General features: G+C 33.8%; 23 protein-coding genes. 20 read left to right on the top strand and 3 right to left on the bottom strand.

The genetic code is table 11. The annotated features are described in order from the left end of the window. The first annotated feature begins 390 nt into the window (after positions 1-390). The 3 genes from BTR34_RS06110 to BTR34_RS06120 all read left to right on the top strand — a co-directional run bounded on the left by BTR34_RS06110 (position 391) and on the right by BTR34_RS06120 (position 2,880). The gene (locus BTR34_RS06110) at positions 391-1,527 is read left to right on the top strand and encodes a hypothetical protein (RefSeq protein ID WP_068485171.1); all 1,137 of its coding nucleotides are present in this window, start codon (positions 391-393) and stop codon (positions 1,525-1,527) included. 104 nt (positions 1,528-1,631) lie between these two features. Then, positions 1,632-2,342: a hypothetical protein gene (locus BTR34_RS06115; protein WP_068485172.1), complete on the top strand. Its 711-nt coding sequence runs from the start codon at positions 1,632-1,634 to the stop codon at positions 2,340-2,342. Between the two features lie 169 nt (positions 2,343-2,511). Beyond that, on the top strand, positions 2,512-2,880 hold the full coding sequence (locus tag BTR34_RS06120) for a DUF2200 domain-containing protein (protein WP_068485766.1): 369 nt from the start codon (positions 2,512-2,514) through the stop codon (positions 2,878-2,880). 374 nt (positions 2,881-3,254) lie between these two features. Here the strand turns inward: BTR34_RS06120 and BTR34_RS06125 are convergent, their stop codons facing one another. The 3 genes from BTR34_RS06125 to BTR34_RS06135 form a co-directional block, all read right to left on the bottom strand. Beyond that, a complete protein-coding gene (locus BTR34_RS06125) occupies positions 3,255-3,671 on the bottom strand; it encodes a hypothetical protein (protein WP_068485173.1) in 417 nt (138 codons plus the stop codon). A gap of 86 nt (positions 3,672-3,757) precedes the next feature. Then, complete coding sequence (locus BTR34_RS06130) at positions 3,758-4,456, bottom strand: class I SAM-dependent methyltransferase (RefSeq protein ID WP_068485174.1); 699 nt, start codon at positions 4,454-4,456, stop codon at positions 3,758-3,760. A 50-nt stretch (positions 4,457-4,506) separates the two neighbouring features. Continuing rightward, positions 4,507-6,309: a DUF885 domain-containing protein gene (locus BTR34_RS06135; protein ID WP_082960186.1), complete on the bottom strand. Its 1,803-nt coding sequence runs from the start codon at positions 6,307-6,309 to the stop codon at positions 4,507-4,509. A 233-nt stretch (positions 6,310-6,542) separates the two neighbouring features. On the opposite strand from BTR34_RS06135, the gene BTR34_RS06140 reads away from it, so the two are divergent. From BTR34_RS06140 to argH, 17 genes are all read left to right on the top strand, one after another. Further along, positions 6,543-7,148, top strand: a complete 606-nt coding sequence (locus tag BTR34_RS06140; protein WP_235843226.1) for a GNAT family N-acetyltransferase — start codon at positions 6,543-6,545, stop codon at positions 7,146-7,148. Positions 7,149-7,170: 22 nt separating this feature from the next. After that, a complete protein-coding gene (locus BTR34_RS06145) occupies positions 7,171-7,713 on the top strand; it encodes a hypothetical protein (RefSeq protein ID WP_068485176.1) in 543 nt (180 codons plus the stop codon). A gap of 5 nt (positions 7,714-7,718) precedes the next feature. Continuing rightward, on the top strand, positions 7,719-8,096 hold the full coding sequence (locus BTR34_RS06150) for a nuclear transport factor 2 family protein (RefSeq protein WP_068485177.1): 378 nt from the start codon (positions 7,719-7,721) through the stop codon (positions 8,094-8,096). Positions 8,097-8,146: 50 nt separating this feature from the next. After that, positions 8,147-8,929, top strand: coding sequence for an agmatinase (gene speB, locus BTR34_RS06155; protein ID WP_068485178.1), 783 nt, complete (start codon positions 8,147-8,149; stop codon positions 8,927-8,929). Positions 8,930-8,983: 54 nt separating this feature from the next. Then, positions 8,984-10,327, top strand: coding sequence for a mannosyltransferase (locus BTR34_RS06160; protein ID WP_068485179.1), 1,344 nt, complete (start codon positions 8,984-8,986; stop codon positions 10,325-10,327). 239 nt (positions 10,328-10,566) lie between these two features. Further along, positions 10,567-11,196 carry a GNAT family N-acetyltransferase gene (locus tag BTR34_RS06165; RefSeq protein ID WP_068485180.1) on the top strand — a complete coding sequence of 210 codons (630 nt, stop codon included), beginning with the start codon at positions 10,567-10,569 and terminating at the stop codon, positions 11,194-11,196. 135 nt (positions 11,197-11,331) lie between these two features. Then, positions 11,332-12,519 carry an argininosuccinate synthase gene (locus BTR34_RS06170; RefSeq protein WP_068485181.1) on the top strand — a complete coding sequence of 396 codons (1,188 nt, stop codon included), beginning with the start codon at positions 11,332-11,334 and terminating at the stop codon, positions 12,517-12,519. A gap of 137 nt (positions 12,520-12,656) precedes the next feature. Next, positions 12,657-13,631, top strand: a complete 975-nt coding sequence (argC, locus tag BTR34_RS06175; RefSeq protein ID WP_068485182.1) for an N-acetyl-gamma-glutamyl-phosphate reductase — start codon at positions 12,657-12,659, stop codon at positions 13,629-13,631. Between the two features lie 199 nt (positions 13,632-13,830). Beyond that, positions 13,831-14,625, top strand: coding sequence for a pyrroline-5-carboxylate reductase (gene proC / locus BTR34_RS06180; protein ID WP_068485183.1), 795 nt, complete (start codon positions 13,831-13,833; stop codon positions 14,623-14,625). Between the two features lie 141 nt (positions 14,626-14,766). Beyond that, on the top strand, positions 14,767-15,894 hold the full coding sequence (locus tag BTR34_RS06185; protein ID WP_068485184.1) for an aspartate aminotransferase family protein: 1,128 nt from the start codon (positions 14,767-14,769) through the stop codon (positions 15,892-15,894). Further along, positions 15,891-17,087: a glutamate-5-semialdehyde dehydrogenase gene (locus BTR34_RS06190; protein ID WP_068485185.1), complete on the top strand. Its 1,197-nt coding sequence runs from the start codon at positions 15,891-15,893 to the stop codon at positions 17,085-17,087. The genes BTR34_RS06185 and BTR34_RS06190 overlap by 4 nt, the downstream gene beginning before the upstream one ends. A gap of 149 nt (positions 17,088-17,236) precedes the next feature. Further along, positions 17,237-18,004: a glutamate 5-kinase gene (proB, locus tag BTR34_RS06195; protein ID WP_068485186.1), complete on the top strand. Its 768-nt coding sequence runs from the start codon at positions 17,237-17,239 to the stop codon at positions 18,002-18,004. Continuing rightward, complete coding sequence (locus BTR34_RS06200) at positions 18,001-18,939, top strand: Rossmann-fold NAD(P)-binding domain-containing protein (RefSeq protein WP_068485187.1); 939 nt, start codon at positions 18,001-18,003, stop codon at positions 18,937-18,939. Before proB ends, BTR34_RS06200 begins: the two co-directional genes overlap by 4 nt. Before the next feature lies 1 nt (position 18,940). Then, on the top strand, positions 18,941-19,696 hold the full coding sequence (locus BTR34_RS06205) for an SDR family NAD(P)-dependent oxidoreductase (protein ID WP_082960187.1): 756 nt from the start codon (positions 18,941-18,943) through the stop codon (positions 19,694-19,696). 1 nt (position 19,697) lies between these two features. Next, complete coding sequence (gene argB, locus BTR34_RS06210) at positions 19,698-20,477, top strand: acetylglutamate kinase (RefSeq protein WP_068485772.1); 780 nt, start codon at positions 19,698-19,700, stop codon at positions 20,475-20,477. 1 nt (position 20,478) lies between these two features. Beyond that, positions 20,479-21,543 carry a M20 family metallo-hydrolase gene (locus BTR34_RS06215; RefSeq protein ID WP_068485188.1) on the top strand — a complete coding sequence of 355 codons (1,065 nt, stop codon included), beginning with the start codon at positions 20,479-20,481 and terminating at the stop codon, positions 21,541-21,543. 73 nt (positions 21,544-21,616) lie between these two features. Next, a complete protein-coding gene (argH, locus tag BTR34_RS06220) occupies positions 21,617-22,894 on the top strand; it encodes an argininosuccinate lyase (protein ID WP_068485189.1) in 1,278 nt (425 codons plus the stop codon). The last annotated feature ends 415 nt before the right edge of the window (positions 22,895-23,309 follow it).

The raw sequence follows: 23,309 nt of genomic DNA on the forward strand, positions 1-23,309 counted from the left end.
CTGTTCCATTGCTTGCGTTTTAAGCTGTTCTTCTCATTATCTTCTTCGCTTGCATTTATTCGACCTCTATTTACCGTGTCCAGATACTGTTGACATTCCATGAAAAATATAGACAGACGGGATTTCTAAGAAACGATATCATTTTAACTTGTATATAGCCTAGACCTCTCTGTCCCTTTTATTTTAACTTATTGTTAGTCTGCTAAGCTAATGTTCTTATAAAGGCATTAACTTTAGAAAAGTAGTTTTTCTATGCAATGATATCAGTAATTCTGTATCTTTCTTTCCTATAAATACCTCTTCTTTATTATCCCTTTTGTTTATTTAATTAATTTATCTTCAAACTAAGAACCAAACATACGAGCCAAACCGTTAGCATTATTTAAAAAAATGGACAAACCAATTACACTTTACGTGCCAGAATATTATGATAAAAAAGTTATCACTGAAAATCGTTTAATTCTAATTAAAACGAAAGCACTACTTGCAGAGGACAATAATAAATCTCAATTTATTGCAAGCATTGAAAAGACTAAAGACTACAATTGTGCTATTCCGGAAATTAGTGACGAACATAGAAAACGAGCTACAAAATCATTTCATAAAGACCGTGCAGAAAATTGGGAGTTACGCACAAAAATTAGTGGTTATAAGGTCTATACCAATAATTGGGATGACAAGGAGTATCATTATAGAATTTATTGGATTGTAATTTCTGAGGAATATTTGGTACAACTACTAGGTTTTTTTGAACCTAAATTTTCAGATTTTTATAAACAACATTTTATGATAAATGCCTTAGATACTAAAATTGATGCTAAATTCGATTTTACATCAGTAAACAATATAAATGAATTGTTTGAGTGTATTTACGTAAAAATAAATGCTGATGAGTTACAAGAACGAATTAACATAGCAAAACAAAAAGAAATCAAAGCTAGATATTTAGAAGAAAATCTCACAGTATCAAACACAAACTTCTATTCCATTCTTGCAGTAGAGCTTGATGAAAAAGAAGAAGCACTTATCAATAATTTTATCTGTTCAGATTGGAATATGTATTACGATTTGTACAATCCCGAGAATTTCTCTAATCCGGACAGCACCTTAGAGTGGGAAAACAATTCAGATGTTTATGAGTATTATGAGCAGCCACATACAGATAACTCAAAAGTAAATATTGTTCGTAATGAAAAAATATGTGGTTTAGATTCATTGAAAAATCTTGTAAATAATACAGAAGTCGCAGAACAAAAATTACTTTCTTTTTTTGAATATTATACGTTTGGCAATGGAGGGGCTTATGCCGATGCTGTTCATTTTAAATACGCAAAACTAGAAATTGAGCGACTACATAATACCTCTTATACCAATAAAGAATTCTTAAAGCGCAATCTATGTTTACAGGATATTATTATTACTGCCAATATAGATGAATTAAAACTATATTTTAAATGTAGTTGGGATACCGAACATGGCATTGAGATTATTATTAACTCAAAATATGAATGTAAAGCAGAAGAATAACCGCTGTAAACAAGGTTTAAGAATATAGCGAGTTCGCTTGTAAGTAGAAGTTATATACTACTATCAAAAACCGTTGGCAGCAAGTAACCGATTACACCCTAAAAATGGCCGATAGAATAATAAAAGACATAAGAATCTATGAAAGTGAAAATGTTGCAGGAAAAAGCTTGCCTTCTGATCTAGGAAAAGTTTTTGAATCTACTGAAAACACCATTTTTATTGGAATAAGAATTGCAAGGAAATTAAACGAATTAAAATATTGCTTTGGAGAATTTGATCATATTTATATAAATCTCACAACCTACCTAAAGGAAAATGAAATACAGATTTCTAAGCGAGATTTAGATAAAAGAATAAAATATATTGATTTAGGAACTTCTTCTACATATTTTAATTCTCTAAAAACTGAAGAAAAAGATGAATTCATAGAAAGGAAGATAATAGAAATTTTCCGCAGGATTAGTACCGGCCAAAATTTGGAATTTGTAAATAAAACTGCTATTGAACTCTCTAAATTTAAAAGAGAAATTAAAATCCATTACAAAACAAAAGAAACCACAACTTATAGAATAGTTATTTATTACCAAATTGCTCCAATTAATAAATCTTCCAATGCAATTATCGAATATCATGACAAGGAAAATAATATAACTTACACTATAAATTTTGAATTACGTCTTTATGCAGATATCTATTCATTAATTGATAACATTGGGGTTAAAAACAATAAAATTACGCTGGTACCAAAAAAATCGTTTAGTGCTGAATTGGTATGTAAATATTACAAAACACCTTTAGAATTTGACTTGAAATAAAACCTGTAACCAACAATCTATAAAATTAATTGCTTGGTTCTAGATGAATTACGAAAATCCTATCGTATTTTCTGCATGTGATTTATTTCCAAACTTTAGTGCTTAAACACACCACAAACCATACACAAACATGTTGGGTTACATTACGACCCTTCTAAAAACATTTAAAATGAAAGTATCTGCGGAACATAATGCACGTATAGCAAAAATGACCTTCTCATCAGTCTATCCACATTATGTAACAAAAATTGAAAAAAAAGGCAGAACAAAACAAGAATTACACCTAGTTATTAAATGGCTTACAGGTTTTAATGAAATAGAAATACAACAACATATTAAAGATAAACTCAGCTTTGAAACATTCTTTAATAAGGCAAGTATTAACCCTAATGCCCATTTAATTAAAGGTGTAATATGTGGGTATAGAATTGAAGAAATTGACAATATACTAACACAACAAGTACGCTATTTAGATAAGTTAGTAGATGAATTAGCAAAAGGTCGAAAAATGGAAAAAATATTAAGAGAAGAAAATTAAAGTGCTAACTAATAGTAGTACAATTTGACTAATCGCGATCCAGAAAAAAATTGATATTTTACTTTGCCGTAATAGTTGACTTATTATTGTTTTTAAGAGGCACCGACATTTAAGCTCAAGGACATATTAGAAATGAATCTCGACAAGTAAACAATCTCGGGACAAACCTACAAGGCATTGAATTAAAGATTTAATTTAGATTTTGACGAAAGCCTCGTATGATTTATGTCTCGATTAGCGAGTAAAAAAAGAGGACAGCACTTATAACTCCCTAAACAAAATAGTTATTTATTGGTTCGGCTTTATTATACTACCAGTTAAACATCAACAAACCAATGGCTATCCTCTATTTTTATAATAAAATGACTACTTTTTTATTTGAAAAAATGTATACTGGATTCCTTCAAATTCAAATTTGCCGGTTGCGGAAACTCCGCATGTACGATTAATACATTCTCATGATGTTGTTCTAAATTACTAAGCTCATTTCTGTTCAATAATAATATTGTAGAATGACCATGATGGTCTAATTTATCTAAAATAGTTTTCCCGTTAAACTCACATATCCAATGCGTTTCTGACATATTCTCTTCATAGAATATTTCAATAGTGGGTACTTGATAATAATTATAATCACGAATTGCTTCTAGGTCAAACACTAAACGAAGCAAACCGCTTTCTATAGTAACGTCTTCCTTTTTTATACCCAACTTTTCAAAAGACAATTTACCAGCACTTGGCTCACTTAACTTTACTTTTATTTCTCCTTGGTTTATTTCTACCTTGTTCATGTAATCCTATTTTAGCTACAATCAAAGCTAGTGTACAAGGCAAATTTATAATATGATATTTATCAGGATAACGAAATCAATTAATGTTATTTAAATCTATATAGCGTTGTTACAATTATTCCGTGTTCATCTGGTATTGAAAGTAACACCTTTTCTTCCTTTACTTTTAAGTTGAACGGTGGCGCCAAAAGATGAATGCCACTTTGCTTTTTTAGTCGCGTTCCCTGTCCTGAAATAATATCAGCATTAGGTTGAAAATTACCTTTTGGAAGGTGTTCGGTAACAATTACATAGGTATAGTCGTATAATTTTTCTGTTACCAGCTTTACTTCATTATTAGACAAGTGCTGCAGTACTTGACGAATAATAGCGCATTCTGCAGTGGGCAATTTATCTTTAGCAATATCCAAAGATTGAAATTCTAAATTCGATACCTTAAATTTTTCCCTATTCCGTTCAATAAGTTCTGGGACAATATCTACAGCTATATAATTTTTGGTATACTGCACCAGTTCTTTCCCCACATTGAAATCTCCACAACCTAAATCGCACACTGAAATTGGTTTTTCAAAAGTGTCTAAAAATGTAATTATAGCTTGTACATAAGGTGCTACAATCTCTACTTTATGAGAACCTTCTCCCGAATAAAAGTCAGACTCACCACTACCCCACAGATTCTTTTCATAGACCTGTTGCATAGCATCTTTAGTGGGCCATGGCTTTTTACTCCGCTTTGATGTATTGTCCTTATTTTTCACCACAATTAAATTAAAAAAACACGCCATAAACTTTCGTTTATGGCGTGTCAATATACTTTAATTTAATTGAGTTTTATTTATTTCTGTGTGTCAATCCAAGCTTTTACTCTACGTTCTAATAGCTCTAACGGCAAAGCTCCACCACCAAGAACGGTGTCATGGAAACCTTTAATGTCGAACTTATCGCCTAATTCCGTTTCAGCCATTTTACGTAATTCTTGCATTTTAAGCATTCCTATTTTATACGAGGTTGCTTGGCCTGGCATAACCATGTAACGTTGTACCTCTGCCTTTATAGCTCCTGGAGCAATAGATGAATTTTCTGTGAAATACTTAATAGCATCTGCCTCAGTCCATCCTTTAGCATGTAAACCTGTATCTACCACCAAGCGTATAGCTCTCCAAATTTCATTTACCAAACGACCAAAATCGTAATACGGATTTTGGTATCCGCCCATTTCTTTTGCTAGGGTTTCTGTGTACAAAGCCCAACCTTCGCTATATACACTAAACCCTGCTTGTGTTCTAAACTTAGGTACCGCTTCTAGTTCTTGTGCAATGGAAATTTGCATGTGATGCCCAGGGTTACCTTCATGATAAGCAACACCTTCCATTGTAGTTTTCGGCATAGCGTTCATATCTGATAAATGCACGTAATACGTTCCAGCCCTAGAACCATCTGGTGTACCCGCTGAATAATGCTGTGGAGCTCCATCTTGCTCACGAAAAGCCTCTACTCTTTTTACTTCTAATTTTGCCTTTGGCAAAATACCAAAGTAATCTGGCAGTTTTTTAGTTAAATCATCCAAGTACTTTTTAGATTCATCTAAATACGCTTGTCTACCTTCATCGGTATTGGGAAAGAAAAACTGAGGATCCGTATTAACAAATTTAAAGAACTCGTTTAAATCTCCCTTAAAGCCAACTTTTTCTTTAATGGCCATCATTTCACTTTTAATTCTAGTCACTTCTTTTAGTCCTATTTCATGGATTTCATCGGCAGTCATCGCTGTTGTAGTAAAAACCTTTAAGCGATAATTATAGAAATCCTTTCCATTTTCATGACGACTAACGCCTGTTGGTGTTTCTTCTGCATTATCTATTTCACTTTCTAACCAAGCTAGTAGTTTTTCATAAGATGGTTTAAAATAATCATTAAGGGTTTTTTGTGATTGCTCTTTAAGTGAAGTTGCCTCTTCTGCCGTTATTTTTTCTGATGCTAAAAGAGCATCTATTTTGCCATTCATATCATTAAGTAACGGCGTACCATCCGCTAATGCCTTTGTTTGGGTGATAACCGTCGTAAATGCAAATTTAGGAGGAAGATTACCTGCAGTAGCCTGCTCTTTTGCCCTTTCCACTAATTGATCTATACCTCTTGATGCTTCTTTAATTCTTGAGATATACGCATTCATATCGGCTAAACTATCCACTTTATGAAAGTTGATTAGATAACTTGGCAAACCAGTATGCAGCCCGCGCATTTGATCAAACACATAGTCTAGATTCTCAAAATTAGCACCCTCTTTTAATGTTTCGTATTGATACATCCATAAATTATACGAAGTCTGGTCTGCTTCATTTAAGCTGGCATAATCGAACTTTTCACTAAGTTCCGCAGCATTTTTAGTATACCAGGCTAATTCTTTCTTTTCTGCCTCTTTGCTTAAATCATCTATTTTGTCATATTGGTCCTTTCGTCCTTGAGCCGTGAGTGCTAGCGGACTCATTTGCAATTGTTCCTCATATTTTTCGTCGAACCACTTATTTAATTCAGCCGTTTGGTCTATAACTGCTTTTGGTTCTTCTTTACAAGAAGTTAATAACAGAAAAGCTATAGAAAAGCTTGTTGCCATACTGGTAGTAATGATGTTTTTCATAGTTTATAAATGTAGTGTGAGTTTGTTTTAGTACTGTTGTTTATTAGTAATGCCAAGTATTTATGGAGGGAAATTTAAAGGTAATCAATTTAGATTTATCAATTTTATTTATAATATATCCATAACAATATAAAAAAGATGAAATCATTTAGCAGCATTAATTTAAAAGTCAATAATCCTTAGTTATTACTTAGTTTTATACTTGAACTTTTGATATTTATTAAAACCACCATATGAAAATGGGAAATTGGATTGATAACATCGCATTAGAAGGAGATAAAGTTAAACTTGTTCCTTTAGAGAAATCTCATAAAAGAGACTTATTAAAAGCCGCTGCCGACGGTAATTTATGGGAATTATGGTACACTTCTGTACCTTCAGAAAAAAACATTGAAGCTTACATTGATCATGCTTTAAAGCAAAAAGAAGAAGGTATTGAATATACATTTACAGTAATAGACAAGGCAACTAATACGATTATTGGCTCTACAAGATTCTATAGCATACAACCAGAGCATAGAAGACTAGAAATTGGCTATACCTGGTATGCAAAAAAACACCAAAGAACTGGTGTCAATACCGAATGTAAACTGCTCTTATTAAAATTTGCCTTTGAGAATCTAAATTGCATTGCTGTACAATTTATGACCAACTGGCACAACATAAAGTCTAGAACGGCAATTGCACGGCTTGGCGCAAAAGAGGACGGTATTTTAAGAAATCATAGAATAAATGCTGATGGCACTTACAGAGATTCGGTCGTGTTTTCAATAACTGAACAAGAATGGTTAAGTGTTAAAAAAACGCTTGAGTACATATTAACAAAACATAATTCATAAATTCAAAATATTGCCACTTTAAATGGAACAAATTAATATTATATTCTTTCTATTAGCATCATTCTTTGGTATAGAGGACAGTAAAATTGCAGCTGATAAAACCACCGTAACTATTAACCCTAAAACAAAAGAAATAGTTATAGTTCAAGAACACATTTTCACCTTTATCCAAACTGAAAAAGATACCGCAATTGCTTTAGCGCAATGGGAAAAAATAGCGAACTGGAAAGTGAATAACATACCATGGGCAAAAGAATTAGAAAGTTTCCCTTCTAAAGGCGCTATTATAAATTCTGTAAATGGTGAATTACAAACACACATTACGCTAACATATACAAATGAGAATGATTTACGTGCAATGGGTATTTGGTATAATAAAGAGAAAAATCAATTTTCTATAAATGAAATTCCACGAGATCACACCACCAGTGAAACTGGTAAAATAGAAGGTAATTATTGGGTTTTTAATGGAAATAGTGCATTCAGTTTTACTACTGAACCTTTTGTAGATTTACCTACGGATTATAAAAAGTTTAAACATCCAATCACCGAAATTCTAAAATAGCAAGGATGAATCTAGAAAAAAACAAAGAGAATGCCGTTGAATTTTACAGAACCGCTTATATGGGCCAGCCAAAACTTGCCATTGAAAAATATGTAGGGAATAAGTACATTCAGCATAACCCCGCAGTTGTGAATGGCACTCAAGGTTTTATCGATTATTTTGACCGAATGCAACTAGAGTACCCAGAAAAGTCCATTGAATTTGTACGTTCTATTGCCGAAGGTGATTTAGTTGCTTTACATACCCACCAAACATGGCCAGGAAATGACCAATATGTCACCATGGATTTTTTTAGATTTGATGATAATGGAAAAATTTGCGAACATTGGGATGCTATTCAGCAAATTCCAGAAAAATCTAGAAACCAAAACACCATGTATTAATTACTTTAAGTTTCTTAGATTTTACCGACTACAATCAACAAACCACCAAAATGAAACATATTACTATTCAAGGCATTAATTGGGATGCAAAATCCTCTTTTCAAAAAGGACCCGCAAAAGCACCCGACCTAATTAGAAAAGCACTTTATAGCGATTCTATGAATCTATGTACTGAATATGGTGTTTCAATTGAAAATGAAACCATAACCGACAAGGGTGATTTTGCAATAAAAGACTACTTTGATATTGAATTGATCACCAAAAAACATTTAGATTCAGATTCCAAAATACTAACCCTCGGTGGAGACCACTCTATTACTTTTCCAATTATTAAAGCGTTTCATAATAAACATCCTAAACTAGATATTTTACATATTGATGCACATGCCGATTTGTACCACGATTATGAAGGTGATCCGTATTCTCATGCCTGCCCCTTTGCTAGGATTATGGAAAACGGTTTTGCCGTAAAACTGGTTCAGGTAGGTATAAGAACTTTAAATCCACACCAAACTGCCCAAGCGGCAAAATATAAAGTTGATGTTCATGAAATGAGGAGTTTAAATTTAGAGGCTATTCCTAAATTTGACAATCCGCTTTACATATCCTTAGATATGGACGGGTTTGATCCTGCATTTGCTCCAGGAGTATCTCACCACGAGCCAGGCGGACTCTCATCTCGCCAAGTTTTAGATTTAGTTCATAACATTAACACTGAAGTAGTAGGTGCTGATATTGTTGAATACAACCCAGATCGCGACTTTCATAATATGACAGCATATTTAGCCGCCAAAATGATGAAAGAACTTTTAGGTAAAATGATGGAACGATAAAATTACATTTCAACAAAAACCACTAAATTGTCTTGTCTCTAAACTAATTCCCAAATGCCAAATACCTTTAAAACATTTTTGAAACTTCATAAGGTTTCCTTGCTGTTGGTGGTATTGAGTATTATGTTTTATTACACTTTTGCCTATCATTTAGTGCGGACAGATTTTGTTAAACTACTAACTCTTTTTATAGCACTTTTTCTACTTTGCTTTAAGCTTATACAATTCGAAAAATGGAACGTTAAATACTTATTGGCCGTAGGTATAATTTTTAGGCTTATATTTTTATTTACAGAACCCACTTTGTCTCAAGATTTCTATCGCTTTATTTGGGATGGTCATTTGGTTGCCAAAAGCATAAACCCCTATTTACATACGCCAAATGAAATAATTGCAAATATGGCTACCATGATACCCAATGCCAATGAACTTTATAATGGCATGGGAACTTTAAGCGCAAAACACTATAGTAATTACCCACCGCTAAATCAATTAATCTTCGGCTTGGCCGCCTTAATAGGTGGTAAAAGTATGTTTGCTTCTTTAGTTGTAATGCGTAGTACTATTATTTTAGCCGATATAGGTATTTTTTATTTTGGAAGAAAATTATTGAAAAACCTTAACAAATCTCCTCAGCTCATATTTTGGTACTTTCTTAATCCGTTAGTTATTATTGAACTTACGGGAAACTTGCATTTCGAGGGCGTAATGCTGTTCTTCTTTATACTTTCTATATTTCTGTTATCGCTAAAAAAATGGACATGGGCCGCAATTATTTTAGCATGTTCTATTTCTATAAAATTGGTACCCATATTATTTTTACCGTTGTTTTTACCTTATTTGAGATGGAAAAAAAGTAGTGTGTTTTATATATTGATAGCCGCAACTTCTTTTCTACTTTTTTTACCATTTTACACCCCAGAATTCATAGCTAATTATACAAAAACCTTAAGCCTGTGGTTTTCTAATTTTGAATTTAATGCTAGCATCTACAATATTGTAAAACAAGTAGCAATTCAATTTGAAGCTAAACCTTGGGAGTTTATAAAAACATATGGCAAAATTACGCCTGCACTTACAATTATTACGGTGCTCTTATTTACCTTTCTCCCAAAAAGGAAGGATTTAAACCAGTTAATAGCTTCTATGATGTGGGTTTTAACTATCTACTACTTTATATCTACTACCATACACCCTTGGTATAGTATTTTCCTTGTGTTACTTGCCATTTTTACCTCGTACAAGTATGCTATAATATGGTCTGCGGCCATCGTACTAAGTTATTTTGCCTATTCACAAACAGATTTTAAAGAAAATCTATGGCTACTTAGCATTGAGTATATTTCAGTATACGGCTTCATTATTTATGAAATTGTTGCACATAATAACAAAAAGTGAAGTTTTTGTAAAAATTATAGTATCGAGGATTTCAAATAAATATAATTTGTACATTTACTTTATAATGAACGAAGAAATCTACTTTTTATATTGTACCGTGAGCCCAGTTGCTCTTGCGCGTCCGTTCACATCTCCCCGTCGTCGCCCGTAAGGGTATGATATATTTATGGAATTAGGTGAGTCCATTTCCGCACAGCAAATCAAAATTTTTTTTATACACTTTTTAAATTTAACTGGCAATGAACTTAATTGTTGCTAACGAATCACATTTTAAATACGCTCAGGATATTTGCGATACCATAGCTGAATCTGCCAAAGTTCGAGGAACAGGTATTGCAAAACGTACGCCTGAATATATTCAGAGAAAACTATCTAACGGCAACGCTATTTTGGCTTTGGATGGAGATAAATTTGCAGGCTTCTGCTATATAGAAGTTTGGGGGCACGAGAAATTTGTGGCCAACTCAGGTCTTATTGTTCACCCAGATTATAGAGGCCAGGGTCTTGCCAAAAAAATTAAAGCCAAAATATTTGAATTAAGTAGACAGAAGTTTCCAGATGCTAAAATATTTGGAATAACTACAGGCTTAGCGGTTATGAAGATAAACTACGAACTTGGTTACAAACCAGTTACCTTTTCTGAACTAACAGATGACCCAGAATTCTGGAAAGGTTGTCAAACCTGCAAAAACTTTGATATTCTTACTAGAACAGAACAAAAAATGTGCCTTTGCACTGGAATGCTCTACGATGGAAATAATAAGAAAAAACCTGAAGAAATTAAGGAAGTAAACAGCAAAGCCTTTACAAGATTAAAAAGCATAAAAGAGAGTTTATTCCTTAAAAAGAAAGTAGAAAATAAAAATTAGATTATAGAAAAAAATGAACTAGATAATGAAAATATCAATCTATTTTCTAACCTCTTTTTTCTCTATAATAAATGTCTAATTTCTATCAAACAAAAACAATAATTACCCGGTATTACCGGATTTGAACATATTACAATGAAAAAATTAGTACTAGCATATAGCGGCGGATTAGATACATCTTACTGCGCTAAACATTTATCAAAAGACAAAGGGTTTGAAGTACATGCAGTTAGCGTAAATACTGGCGGATTTTCATCAGATGAAATAAAGGAAATCGAGAAAAAAGCGATAGAACTAGGTGCAACATCATACACCTCAATTGATGCCGTACAGACTTTTTATGATAAAGTGGTTAAGTACCTTATTTTTGGTAACGTACTCAAAAACAATACCTACCCGCTTTCTGTAAGTGCAGAACGTATTGTACAGGCTATTGAAATTGTAAACTACGCTAAAAAAGTTGGCGCTGGTTATATTGCTCATGGTAGTACAGGTGCAGGTAACGACCAAGTTCGTTTCGATATGATTTTCCAAATCATTGCTCCAGAGATTGAAATAATTACGCCGATCAGAGATAATAAATTAGCAAGGGAGGAAGAGATTGCATACCTAAAATCAAACGGAGTAGATTACCCTTGGGAGAAGGCTAAATACTCTATTAATAGAGGCTTATGGGGAACATCGGTTGGTGGTGAAGAAACATTAACATCCGAAAAAGCATTACCCGATAGCGCTTACCCAAGCCAGTTACAAGAGAAAAACCCAATAGATGTAAAACTTACTTTCGAAAAAGGAGAGTTGGTAGCTATTGATGGTAAAAAAGATAACCCAGTTGCTAATATTGAAAAGTTAGAGGCGCTAGCTTCTAAATTTGCTATTGGTAGAGACATTCATGTTGGTGATACTATTATTGGTACTAAAGGTCGAGTTGGTTTTGAAGCTCCTGCTTCCTTAATAATTATAAAAGCACACCACTTATTAGAGAAGCATACGCTTACAAAATGGCAACAATATCAAAAAGAACAACAAGGTAATTTCTACGGTATGTTATTGCATGAAGGCAACTACCTAGATGCTGTAATGAGAAATATAGAAACCTTCTTGACCGATACCCAAAAAACAGTTTCTGGTGATGTATTTGTTGGCTTATATCCTTTCCAGTTTCGATTACACGGAATTTCATCTAAACATGATTTAATGACCGATGCTTTTGGAAAATATGGCGAAGTAAATAAAGGTTGGTCTGCAGATGATGCTAAAGGCTTTATTAAAATTCTATCGAATTCAGGAAAAATTTATAACCATGTAAATGGGGATAAATAAATAGTTAGGAGTTAGGAGTTTAGGAAAAAATAGTATTAAGTAATGAGTATAAAGTATTAAGTGAAAAATTAAAAGTGTTGTTCAAGTACTTTGTACTTAATACTTATTACTTGATACTCTTTACACAAATTAAAATTATGATTAAAGCAGGAATTATTGGTGGTTCTGGTTATACGGGTGGGGAGCTTATTCGAATTCTATTAAATCATCCGGCAACGGAAATAGATTTTGTATTCAGTACCACCAGGGCTGGAAAAAAAGTTACTACTGCGCATCCAGATTTATTAGGGGTAACTGATTTAGAATTTTCAGGAAATGTAAACATAGAGGTTAATGTTGTTTTTCTTTGTTTAGGTCATGGTAACTCTACGGCTTTTTTAAAAGAACATAATTTTTCAGTCAATACTAAAATCATAGATTTAAGCAATGATTTTAGACTGCATGCCGATGATGATTTTGATGGAAAAAAGTTCGTTTACGGTTTACCAGAACTATTTAAAAACGAAATTGAAAACGCTCAATATATTGCAAACCCTGGTTGTTTTGCCACCGCTATTCAACTTGCATTGCTACCATTAGCAAATGCAAATCTTCTAAAAAATGAAGTACATATTAATGCTGTTACTGGTAGTACTGGAGCAGGTGTTAGTCCGTCTGCCACTTCACATTTTTCATGGAGAAATAATAATGTAAGCTGGTACAAGCCTTTTACCCATCAACATTTGGGTGAAATTAATGAAAGTTTACATTCACTTCAAAAAAACAGTGGCAACTTATTTTTTATGCCTAATAGAGGCAATTTTACCCGTGGTATTTTAGCTACTTCATATACCAAATTTGAAGAAAGTTTAGAAGACGCGGGGAAACTATATCAGGAATTCTATAAAAATGCTGTATTTACTCAAATTTCAGATGAGCCTATCAATTTAAAACAAGTAGTAAACACCAATCAGTGTCATATCCACCTGCATAAACATGATGACATTTTACTGGTTACCTCAGCAATTGACAACCTATTAAAAGGAGCATCAGGACAAGCAGTACAGAATATGAATTTAATATTTGGACTAGAAGAAGATTTAGGCCTGAATTTGAAAGCAGGCGTTTTTTAACTTCGGCTACGCTCAGTTACCTAGCAGAGGAGCTGGTGAGAAACATAGTTGAGGTTGACAATTGACGGAAATAAAAAAATATTTTAAAAGATTGATACAAAAATTAATAAGGTCTAATTATAAGAAACGAACATAAATTTAGAATTTACTCTTTACTTCATACTTCTTACTTAGTACGCTTTATACAAAACTAAAAAAAATGAAAATAGCCATAATAGGTGCAGGTAACTTAGGACTTTCCATTGCAAACGGAATTCTAAAAAGTAATGGTTCTACTACCATGTACCTTACTAAAAGAAACACCAAATCTATTCTTGATTTTGAAAAACATAATAAGGTTACCGTAACAAATGATAACCGCTTGGCTATACAGAATTCTGATATCTTAATTTTTGCTGTTCAGCCCGTTCATTTTGCAGCAATTTTAGAAAGTGTAAAAGATTTACTGAACGAAAATCATGTAATAATTTCAACCATTACCGGCTTTGGAATAGACAAAATAGAAAGTGTTATTGGCAAGGATAATTACATTATTAGAAGTATGCCTAATACCGCTATTTCTGTAGGTAAGTCTATGACATGTATTTGCAGTAATGAAAAGGGTAAAAAACGTATTGAATTGGCAAAAGCCATTTTTAATAGAATGGGTCATTCTATGGAAATCCCAGAAGGTCAAATGCAAGCTGCAACTGTTATATGTGCAAGTGGTGTTGCTTTTTGGATGCGCTTAATTCGTGCAACAACACAAGGTGCCATACAACTAGGTTTTGATGCACAAGAGGCGCAAGAGTTAGCAATGCACACCTGTAGTGGTGCTGCTAGTTTGTTAATAGAATCTGGCAACCACCCTGAAGAAGAAATAGATAGGGTTACCACTCCCATGGGTTGTACCATTACCGGACTAAATGAAATGGAGCACCAAGGATTAAGCTCATCGCTAATTCGTGGTATTGTGGCATCTTATGATAAAATTACCGAATTTAAAACAAAGTAAACTATCTCGAAACAAGTCCACTAGGCATTCGAAAGAGAATGAATTTGAAATTTCGAGGTAAGCCTCGGAGCATTAATATCTCGTTTATCGAGTAAAAAAACACTTTTTAATTAGTTCTTTTGAACTTGAATTTTTTGGATTATGAAATTATTCGATGTTTATCCTTTATATAATGTTACTCCAGTTTCTGCAAAAGGTATCGTAGTTACGGATGAAAAAGGTCAAGATTATTTAGATTTCTATGGTGGCCATGCTGTTATTTCCATTGGTCATTCTCACCCGCATTATGTAAAGCGTTTAAAAGACCAATTGGACAAAATTGGTTTTTATAGCAATGCAGTACAAAACCCTTTACAAGAAGAGTTAGCCGAAAAACTTGGACAACTTTCTGGTTGCGGAGATTACAATCTTTTCTTGTGTAACTCTGGAGCTGAAGCTAATGAAAACGCCTTAAAAATGGCGTCTTTTGTAACAGGAAAATCTAAAGTTATTGCCTTTAAAAATGGTTTTCACGGGCGTACGTCTGCTGCTGTAGCTACTACTGACAACCCCTCTATAAATGCACCTATTAATCAACAGCAAAAAGTAAACTTTTTAGAACTCAATGACATTATTAGCTTTAAAAATGAGATTGTCAAAAAGAATGTTTGCGCTGTTATAATAGAGTCCATACAAGGTGTTGGGGGATTAGATGAACCAACTACACAATTTTACCAAGAGGTAGCGGCTCTTTGTAGAGAAAATAATGTTTTCTTAATTGCTGATGAGGTGCAATGTGGCTTTGGTAGAAGTGGTAAATTTTTCGCTTTTCAGCACCATAACATACAACCAGATATTATAAGTGTTGCAAAAGGCATGGGTAATGGATTTCCTGTAGGTGGCATTTTAATTCATGAAAAATATGCAGCAAAATTTGGTATGCTAGGCACTACGTTTGGCGGTAACCATTTGGCTTGTGTAGCAACATTAGCTGTTCTTGAAGTTTTAGAGAAAGAGAATTTGATTAAAAATGCAGAAGAGCTAGGAAATTACTTTACTGAAAAGGCAAAAGAAATTCCAGAAGTAAAACGTGTAAAAGGTAAAGGGTTAATGCTTGGGTTGGAGTTCGATTTTCAGGTTGCCGATTTACGCAAAAAACTTATTTATGACCATCACCTATTTACTGGTGGCGCAAAAGACAAAACTGTGCTTAGAATTTTACCTGCATTAAACATTACAAAACAAGATTTAGACGTGTTTTTTAACGCACTTAAGACTGCTTTATCATGATAATAACACTCTCCTTAACAAAAAGAAATGCCGTATTAAAACGTATGGCAGAATTGGTTCAACAAGAAGAATCTATACTTATTTCTGCTAATGAGAAAGATATAAACTCTTTTGAATCGGGTGATATTGCTATGATAGATAGATTAAAGGTGGACAAAAATAAGGTTAGAGAAATGGCCTCCTCTTTAAAAAAATTAGCCGCTCTTCCCGACCCTTTACATGTAGAACGTTTTCAATTTACACATGACAACGGATTAGAAATAAGTAACAAAACGGCTTCTTTTGGCACTATCATGATTATTTATGAATCTAGACCAGATGTTACTATAGAAGCTGCCGGAATTGCTTTTAAATCTGGAAACAAAATTTTATTAAAAGGAGGCAAAGAATCCTTAAACTCTAATTTGGTTTTAGTTAATCTCTGGCATAAAGCTCTAGAATCTTGCGAATGTTCCGAAGATTGGATTACTTATTTGAATTATTCAAGAGAGGAAACGCAGCAATTTCTAGAAAATCCGACTCAAAAATTAGATTTAATAGTACCTCGTGGTGGTGAAAAACTAATTGCTTTTGTAAAACAACACGCCCAATGTCCTGTAATTGTGAGTGGTCGTGGTAACAACTTTGTTTATGTTTCTCATGAGTCCGATTTGCAAATGGCCTTAGATGTTATTATTAATGCAAAGACTACAAAAATATCGGCTTGTAATGCGGTTGACAAAGTTATTATTTCAAGAGATTTACCTCGGAAAATGGAATTTCTAAACCTATTAGTTCAATCCTTAAAAAAGTATAATGTTGAAGTTTTAACTGATGCAAAGCTTGCTGGTTTAGAGGGCACTTCGCAAATAGATAATGAACTTGTTTGGTATGAAGAATTCTTAGATTATAAAATAGTTCTTGGTCAAGTACCAGATGTAGAAGAAGCTATTCAGCATATTAACACTTATGGCGGCGGACATTCGGCTTCTATTATTACAAAAAATGAAGAAGAAGCAGACCTATTCATGCAAAATGTAGATACTGCTGCCGTATACCATAATGCATCTACCCGTTTTACCGATGGTGGGCAATTTGGCCTTGGTGGTGAGCTAGCTATTAGCACCGATAAATTACACCAACGCGGCCCTATTGGCTTACAACACTTAGTTACCAACAAATGGTACGTAAAAGGGAATGGCCAGGTTAGATAGTTGATGCTTGTTAGTAAAACGAATAATAATAGTGTCCGGTTGAGCGCAGTCGAAACCTAAAAAAGTTAGGAGTTAGGAGTTAGGAGTTAGGAGTTAGGAGTTAGGAGTTAGGAAAGAATAAAATTTAGCCTGACAAAATCAGAATTAAAATGTTGAAAAAGAGAATTTTATTGAAATTAGGTTCCAATACCTTAACAAAGGATACCGACCATATTTCTCGTGGTAAAATTGAAGATATTGGCAGGCAAATAGCCGCTTTAAAAGACGAGTATGAATTCATAATTGTGAGTTCTGGTGCTATTGCTGCAGCTAGGCAGTTTGTAAAATTGGAGCATAATGGTGAAGAAATAACTGTAAAGCAAGCACTAGCATCTATTGGACAACCTCACTTAATGCGTATTTTTCAAGAGAATTTTCGAGAGCTTGGACTTTTTACTTCTCAATGCTTATTATCTTATTCAGATTTTGAAAAGGAACAAACTAGAGTCAATATTAAAAACACTATAAATGTGCTTGTTGCCAACAATTTCATTCCTATTATTAATGAAAACGACACTGTTGCAACAGATGAAATTAAGTTTGGTGATAATGATAAACTGGCAGGCTTAACAGCTTCATTATTATCCGCAGATATATTAATTATTGCTACTAATACAGATGGTATTTATACAAAAGCATCACTACTATCAACAACACCAAAAACTATTGAAGAAGTCTCCAATTTAAGCGAATTACAGCACGAAATTGGCGCATCTAAATCTACCCACGGCACTGGTGGCATGCAATCTAAAATTGATGCCGCAACCATTGCCCAAAAAGCCGGTATAGAAACATGGATTACCAATGGCTTAAATGATAATTTTATTACCGATGCCATGAATAACAAAAGCACTTTTACAAAAATTAAAGCATCATGAATTACCTTTCAATAAACGATATTGACTCTTTATCCACCTGGGTAAAAGAAGCTATTACTCTAAAAAAACAACCTAAAAAATTTAAATCTTTAGGGAGTGATAAAACTATTGGACTCCTATTTTTCAACAACTCGCTACGTACGCGTTTAAGCACCCAGAAAGCGGCTATAAATTTAGGCATGGAAGTCATTGTTATGAATTTTGGAAGCGAAGGTTGGGCATTAGAATATGCTGATGGTACTATTATGGACCAAGGTACATCTGAACATGTAAAAGAAGCGGCACAGGTAATTTCTCAATATTGTGATATTATTGCCATTCGTGCTTTTGCCGGTTTGGTTGACAAAGAATTAGATGAAGCAGAAGAAGTTCTAAACGGATTTAAAAAATATGCCTCTGTTCCCATTGTAAACATGGAAAGCTCCGTTGGTCACCCATTACAAGCATTAACCGATGCCATTACCATGGAAGAACATAATTTTAAAAATAACCCAAAAGTTGTTTTATCATGGGCACCACACCCAAGGGCTTTACCGCATGCAGTTGCCAATTCTTTTGTACAGATGATGCAGAAGCAGAATGCAGATTTTGTAATTACGCATCCTAAAGGGTATGAACTGGACCCTAACATTACCAAAGATTCTAAAATTGAGCACGATCAAGAAAAAGCACTGGAAAATGCCGATTTTGTATATGTAAAAAACTGGAGTAGCTATATAGATTACGGTCAAATAAAATCTCAAGATACAAATTGGCAAATGACCTTAAAGAAACTAGGTAAGGCAAGATTCATGCACTGTCTTCCTGTTCGTAGAAATGTTGTTGTTGCCGATGAAGTTTTAGATAGCGAACAATCTTTGGTTATTGAACAAGCAAATAATAGAACCTACGCTGCACAATTGGTTTTGAAGAAAATATTAGAGAATCTTAAATAAAATGATAAAGAAACTCGAAAATAAAGTCGCTATAATTACAGGGGCAACCAGTGGCATGGGAAAAGCCATTGCAATTGCCTTTGCAGCAAATGGTGCTAAAATAATTCTTTCGGGAAGAGATGAAAAAAGAGGGAATGCGTTAGCCCAGGAACTAGGTGAAAATGCAGTTTTTATAGCCGGTGATGTTAGGCACCCTGCATACAACGAGCAATTGGTTTGGACTGCAATTAAAAAATTCGGCAGACTTGATATCCTTTCATTGAATGCCGGAATATTAGGTATTGGTAGTGTTACCGAACTTTCTGATGAACTATGGAAAAATACCATGGAGACGAACTTATCTTCTATATTCTATCTTTCTAAATTCGCGATTCCAGAAATCCAAAAAAACGAAGGTTCTTCTATTTTAATTAATGCATCGATTGCAGCTTATAAAAGTTTTCCAAATCATCCTGCATATTGCGCTTCTAAGGCAGGTGCCTTAGCTTTAATGAGACAAATGGCGGTAGAATACGCTCCTCAAATAAGGGTAAATGCCATGTGTCCTGGACCAGTAGATACTCCGTTACTTTGGGATTCTGCAACCGCATTTGACAATCCGAATAAAGCCGTTGAAAACGCAGCTAATAAAACGCTATTAAAACGATTAGGAAAACCGAATGATATTGCAAATCTTGCCTTATTTCTAGTTTCCGAAGATGCCTCTTGGATTACTGGGGCTTCAATGACCATAGACGGCGGAATAATAAATGTATAATATGAAAGAAAAATTGTCCATAGTAAAAATTGGCGGTAATGTCATTGAAGATGAAAAGGCATTAGCTATTTTTCTTACTGCATTTTCAAAACTAGAAGGACTTAAAATATTAGTTCACGGTGGTGGAAAATTGGCTACTCAACTAGCTACTAAATTAGGTGTTGAATCTAAAATGATAGATGGCAGGCGTATTACCGATGCCGAAACTGTAGATATCATTACCATGGTTTATGGCGGATTGGCAAACAAGAAAATAGTTGCTCAACTACAAGCTAAAAAAATAAACGCTATTGGTTTAAGTGGTGCAGATGGTAATAGTATACAAGCCCATAAACGCCCCGTAAAAGAAATAGATTACGGATTTGTTGGTGATATTGACGGTGTAAATTCTGAATTACTGAGCAATCTTTTATCCATAAATCTAACTCCTATTTTCTGCGCTATTTCTCATGATGGTGACGGACAATTATTGAACACCAACGCAGATACCATTGCTTCTGAAATTGCAATTGGCATGGCATCTTTATATAAAACGACATTGTATTATTGTTTTGAAAAAAAAGGTGTTCTATTAGATATTACTGATGACAACAGCGTAGTGAAAAATATAAATACAACAAAATACAACGAACTATTATCAGAAGGTGTAATTGCTGATGGTATGTTACCAAAGCTTCATAATTCCTTTCATGCATTGAATAATACTGTTGAAAAAGTTTGTTTGGGCGATGTAACCATGTTAGATAAAAACACTGAATTTTTTACCACGTTAACCCTATAGAATGAATCAAACAGAACTTACGGAAAGTGCCATTAATTTATTGAAAGAATTAATTTCGATAGAATCATTTTCAAAAGAAGAAGACAAGACTGCAGATGCTATACAAGCGTGGTTGGCAAAATATGACATACCTATAGAACGCGACCTCAACAACATTATAGCAAAAAATAAATTTTGGGACAACAGTAAACCAACCTTATTATTGAATTCTCATCACGATACCGTAAAACCGAATACCGCTTATACAAAAGACCCTTTTCTGCCCCATATTGAAGATGGTAAATTATTTGGATTAGGAAGTAATGATGCTGGTGGACCTTTAGTGTCTCTTTTGGCTACTTTCGTGAACTATTACGATTCTGAAGACCTCAACCACAACCTTTTAATGGTGGCCTCTGCAGAAGAAGAGAATGCAGGTGAAAATAGTCTTCGTGGATTGCTACCTAAATTACCTAATATTGATGTTGCAATAGTTGGCGAACCCACTTTGATGCAACTTGCAATCGCAGAAAAAGGATTGGTTGTTTTTGATGCAGTTGTGAAAGGAACTCCCTCTCACGCAGCGCACCCGAACAATGACAATTCCATTTACAATTCTATTAAAGTTTTAGAGTGGTTTAAGAACTATAAATTTAAAAAATCGTCTGAAGCTTTGGGAGATGTAAAAATGACCGTTACCCAAATTAGCGCCGGATCACAACATAATGTCGTCCCGGCACAAGTTGATTTGGTGGTAGATGTTCGGGTAAATGATGCGTATACGAATAAAGAAATTGCAGATTTACTAAAGAAGGATGCTCCATGCGAATTAAAGGAACGATCTTTACGACTGAATTCATCGAAAATAGATAAAGACCATCCGTTAGTAAAATCGGGTATTGCACTAGGCAGAACAACATACGGCTCGCCTACCCTATCTGACCAAGCAGCGTTAAGTTGCCAGTCATTAAAACTAGGTCCTGGCGACAGCACACGCTCACATTCAGCCAATGAATTTATCTATGTAAATGAGATTGAAGAAGGCATAGATTTGTATATTAAAATATTAAAAGGATTCCTGCACTAAGCGTGCGGCTAATTATAAAACTAATTTTCATTATTAAGTTTTGAACTTGATACTTGAACTTGACACTTAAATTATGAAACTCTGGGAGAAAGGATTTAGCACTGATAAAAAGATTGACCATTTTACCGTTGGTAACGATAGAGAGCTCGATTTACATTTAGCTAAGTATGATGTTATTGCATCTAAAGCTCACGCAAAAATGTTAGGTGAAATTGGTTTGATTACTCCAAAAGAAACTAAAGAGCTTGTTAATGAACTTAACATTATTGCTGCTCGAATAGAAAAAGGAACTTTTACTATTGAAAAGTCTTTTGAAGACATGCATTCTAAAATAGAATATATGCTTACCCTTAGCTTGGGTGATACCGGAAAAAAAATACATACCGCCAGATCTAGAAATGACCAGGTTTTGGTAGCCATGCATCTCTATTTAAAAGATGAATTGGATGAAATTAAATCGATGACCAAATCGTTATTTAATCTTCTATTAGTAAAGGCCCAAGAACATAAAGATGTATTGTTACCAGGGTATACACATTTACAAATTGCGATGCCTTCCTCGTTTGGACTATGGTTTTCTGCTTATGCTGAAAGTTTAATAGATGACCTTTATTTTATTGAAGCAGCATACAAAGTTGTAGACCAAAACCCTTTAGGTAGCGCTGCAGGTTATGGTAGTTCATTTGCCATAGACCGTAGTTTCACTACTAAAGAAATGGGTTTTAGCACCTTAAAATATAATGTTGTTGCAGCGCAAATGAGTAGAGGAAAGGCCGAAAAAGCAACGGCTTTTGGCATTGCAAATATTGCCGCAACGCTTTCTAAAATGGCAATGGATATTTGCTTATATATGAACCAAAATTTCAACTTTATCTCTTTCCCAGATGAGCTGACAACAGGTTCTAGCATTATGCCCCACAAAAAAAATCCCGATGTTTTTGAATTGGTTCGTGGTAAGTGTAATAAACTACAATCTATTCCAAATCAATTGACTTTAATTATCAATAATTTACCTAGTGGATATCATAGAGATTTACAATTGGTTAAGGAAATTATTGTTCCGGCTATACAAGACATGAAAGCTTGTATTGAGATTTTAACTTTTAGCCTAAAAGAAATTAGGGTAAATGAAAACATTCTAGACGACCCAAAATATGACTATTTATTTAGTGTTGACACTTTAAACGAATTGGTACAAAATGGTATGCCTTTTAGAGATGCGTATAAGAAAATGGGCATGGAAATTAATGAAGGTACATTTATACCGAAGAGAGATATTCACCATACCCACGAAGGTAGTTTAGGGAATCTTTGTTTAAAGGAAATTAATGATAAAATGAAACGTGTTTAGCATTTAATTTTATGAATGAAAAAAACATTTTTAGCAAGAGCTATTAGTGAACTCATCATGACTTTTTGTTTGGAACCGAGAATTGTGGCTTTTGTGCCGTAATGAAGTTATTTTTTATTTACATAGCCATAGCTACGGAACTCAAAAATGACAAAATTAGGGTGCAAAATGTATAATTCGTAGGTAAAAAAAAGTCAAGATGAGTTCAGTATAAGAATTCTATTTGTTATTCATATTTCAATCTAAATACTTTGTCTTAAAACAATCACTAAAACAGCCCTTTTTTTCTGATTTCGGTTATTAGTTAAAATTTTGATTTTTATATACTTCATCAATATAAGTCAAATTCACACTTATAAAGTAAGTATTCACAACAAATAATTTTAACATTCGAAAGTCATTGCCATATTTGACT

The sequence above is a fragment of the Maribacter hydrothermalis genome (genome assembly GCF_001913155.1).
Classification (GTDB): Bacteria; Bacteroidota; Bacteroidia; order Flavobacteriales; family Flavobacteriaceae; genus Maribacter; species Maribacter hydrothermalis.

Bases quoted from the DNA above. Each gene is read 5' to 3' on its own strand.
- BTR34_RS06110 (WP_068485171.1), top strand. From the start codon at position 391: ATGGACAAACCAATTACACTTTACGTGCCAGAATATTATGATAAAAAA.
- BTR34_RS06115 (WP_068485172.1), top strand. From the start codon at position 1,632: ATGGCCGATAGAATAATAAAAGACATAAGAATCTATGAAAGTGAAAAT.
- BTR34_RS06120 (WP_068485766.1), top strand. From the start codon at position 2,512: ATGAAAGTATCTGCGGAACATAATGCACGTATAGCAAAAATGACCTTC.
- BTR34_RS06125 (WP_068485173.1), bottom strand. From the start codon at position 3,671: ATGAACAAGGTAGAAATAAACCAAGGAGAAATAAAAGTAAAGTTAAGT.
- BTR34_RS06130 (WP_068485174.1), bottom strand. From the start codon at position 4,456: ATGGCGTGTTTTTTTAATTTAATTGTGGTGAAAAATAAGGACAATACA.
- BTR34_RS06135 (WP_082960186.1), bottom strand. From the start codon at position 6,309: ATGAAAAACATCATTACTACCAGTATGGCAACAAGCTTTTCTATAGCT.
- BTR34_RS06140 (WP_235843226.1), top strand. From the start codon at position 6,543: ATGAAAATGGGAAATTGGATTGATAACATCGCATTAGAAGGAGATAAA.
- BTR34_RS06145 (WP_068485176.1), top strand. From the start codon at position 7,171: ATGGAACAAATTAATATTATATTCTTTCTATTAGCATCATTCTTTGGT.
- BTR34_RS06150 (WP_068485177.1), top strand. From the start codon at position 7,719: ATGAATCTAGAAAAAAACAAAGAGAATGCCGTTGAATTTTACAGAACC.
- speB (WP_068485178.1), top strand. From the start codon at position 8,147: ATGAAACATATTACTATTCAAGGCATTAATTGGGATGCAAAATCCTCT.
- BTR34_RS06160 (WP_068485179.1), top strand. From the start codon at position 8,984: ATGCCAAATACCTTTAAAACATTTTTGAAACTTCATAAGGTTTCCTTG.
- BTR34_RS06165 (WP_068485180.1), top strand. From the start codon at position 10,567: ATGAACTTAATTGTTGCTAACGAATCACATTTTAAATACGCTCAGGAT.
- BTR34_RS06170 (WP_068485181.1), top strand. From the start codon at position 11,332: ATGAAAAAATTAGTACTAGCATATAGCGGCGGATTAGATACATCTTAC.
- argC (WP_068485182.1), top strand. From the start codon at position 12,657: ATGATTAAAGCAGGAATTATTGGTGGTTCTGGTTATACGGGTGGGGAG.
- proC (WP_068485183.1), top strand. From the start codon at position 13,831: ATGAAAATAGCCATAATAGGTGCAGGTAACTTAGGACTTTCCATTGCA.
- BTR34_RS06185 (WP_068485184.1), top strand. From the start codon at position 14,767: ATGAAATTATTCGATGTTTATCCTTTATATAATGTTACTCCAGTTTCT.
- BTR34_RS06190 (WP_068485185.1), top strand. From the start codon at position 15,891: ATGATAATAACACTCTCCTTAACAAAAAGAAATGCCGTATTAAAACGT.
- proB (WP_068485186.1), top strand. From the start codon at position 17,237: ATGTTGAAAAAGAGAATTTTATTGAAATTAGGTTCCAATACCTTAACA.
- BTR34_RS06200 (WP_068485187.1), top strand. From the start codon at position 18,001: ATGAATTACCTTTCAATAAACGATATTGACTCTTTATCCACCTGGGTA.
- BTR34_RS06205 (WP_082960187.1), top strand. From the start codon at position 18,941: ATGATAAAGAAACTCGAAAATAAAGTCGCTATAATTACAGGGGCAACC.
- argB (WP_068485772.1), top strand. From the start codon at position 19,698: ATGAAAGAAAAATTGTCCATAGTAAAAATTGGCGGTAATGTCATTGAA.
- BTR34_RS06215 (WP_068485188.1), top strand. From the start codon at position 20,479: ATGAATCAAACAGAACTTACGGAAAGTGCCATTAATTTATTGAAAGAA.
- argH (WP_068485189.1), top strand. From the start codon at position 21,617: ATGAAACTCTGGGAGAAAGGATTTAGCACTGATAAAAAGATTGACCAT.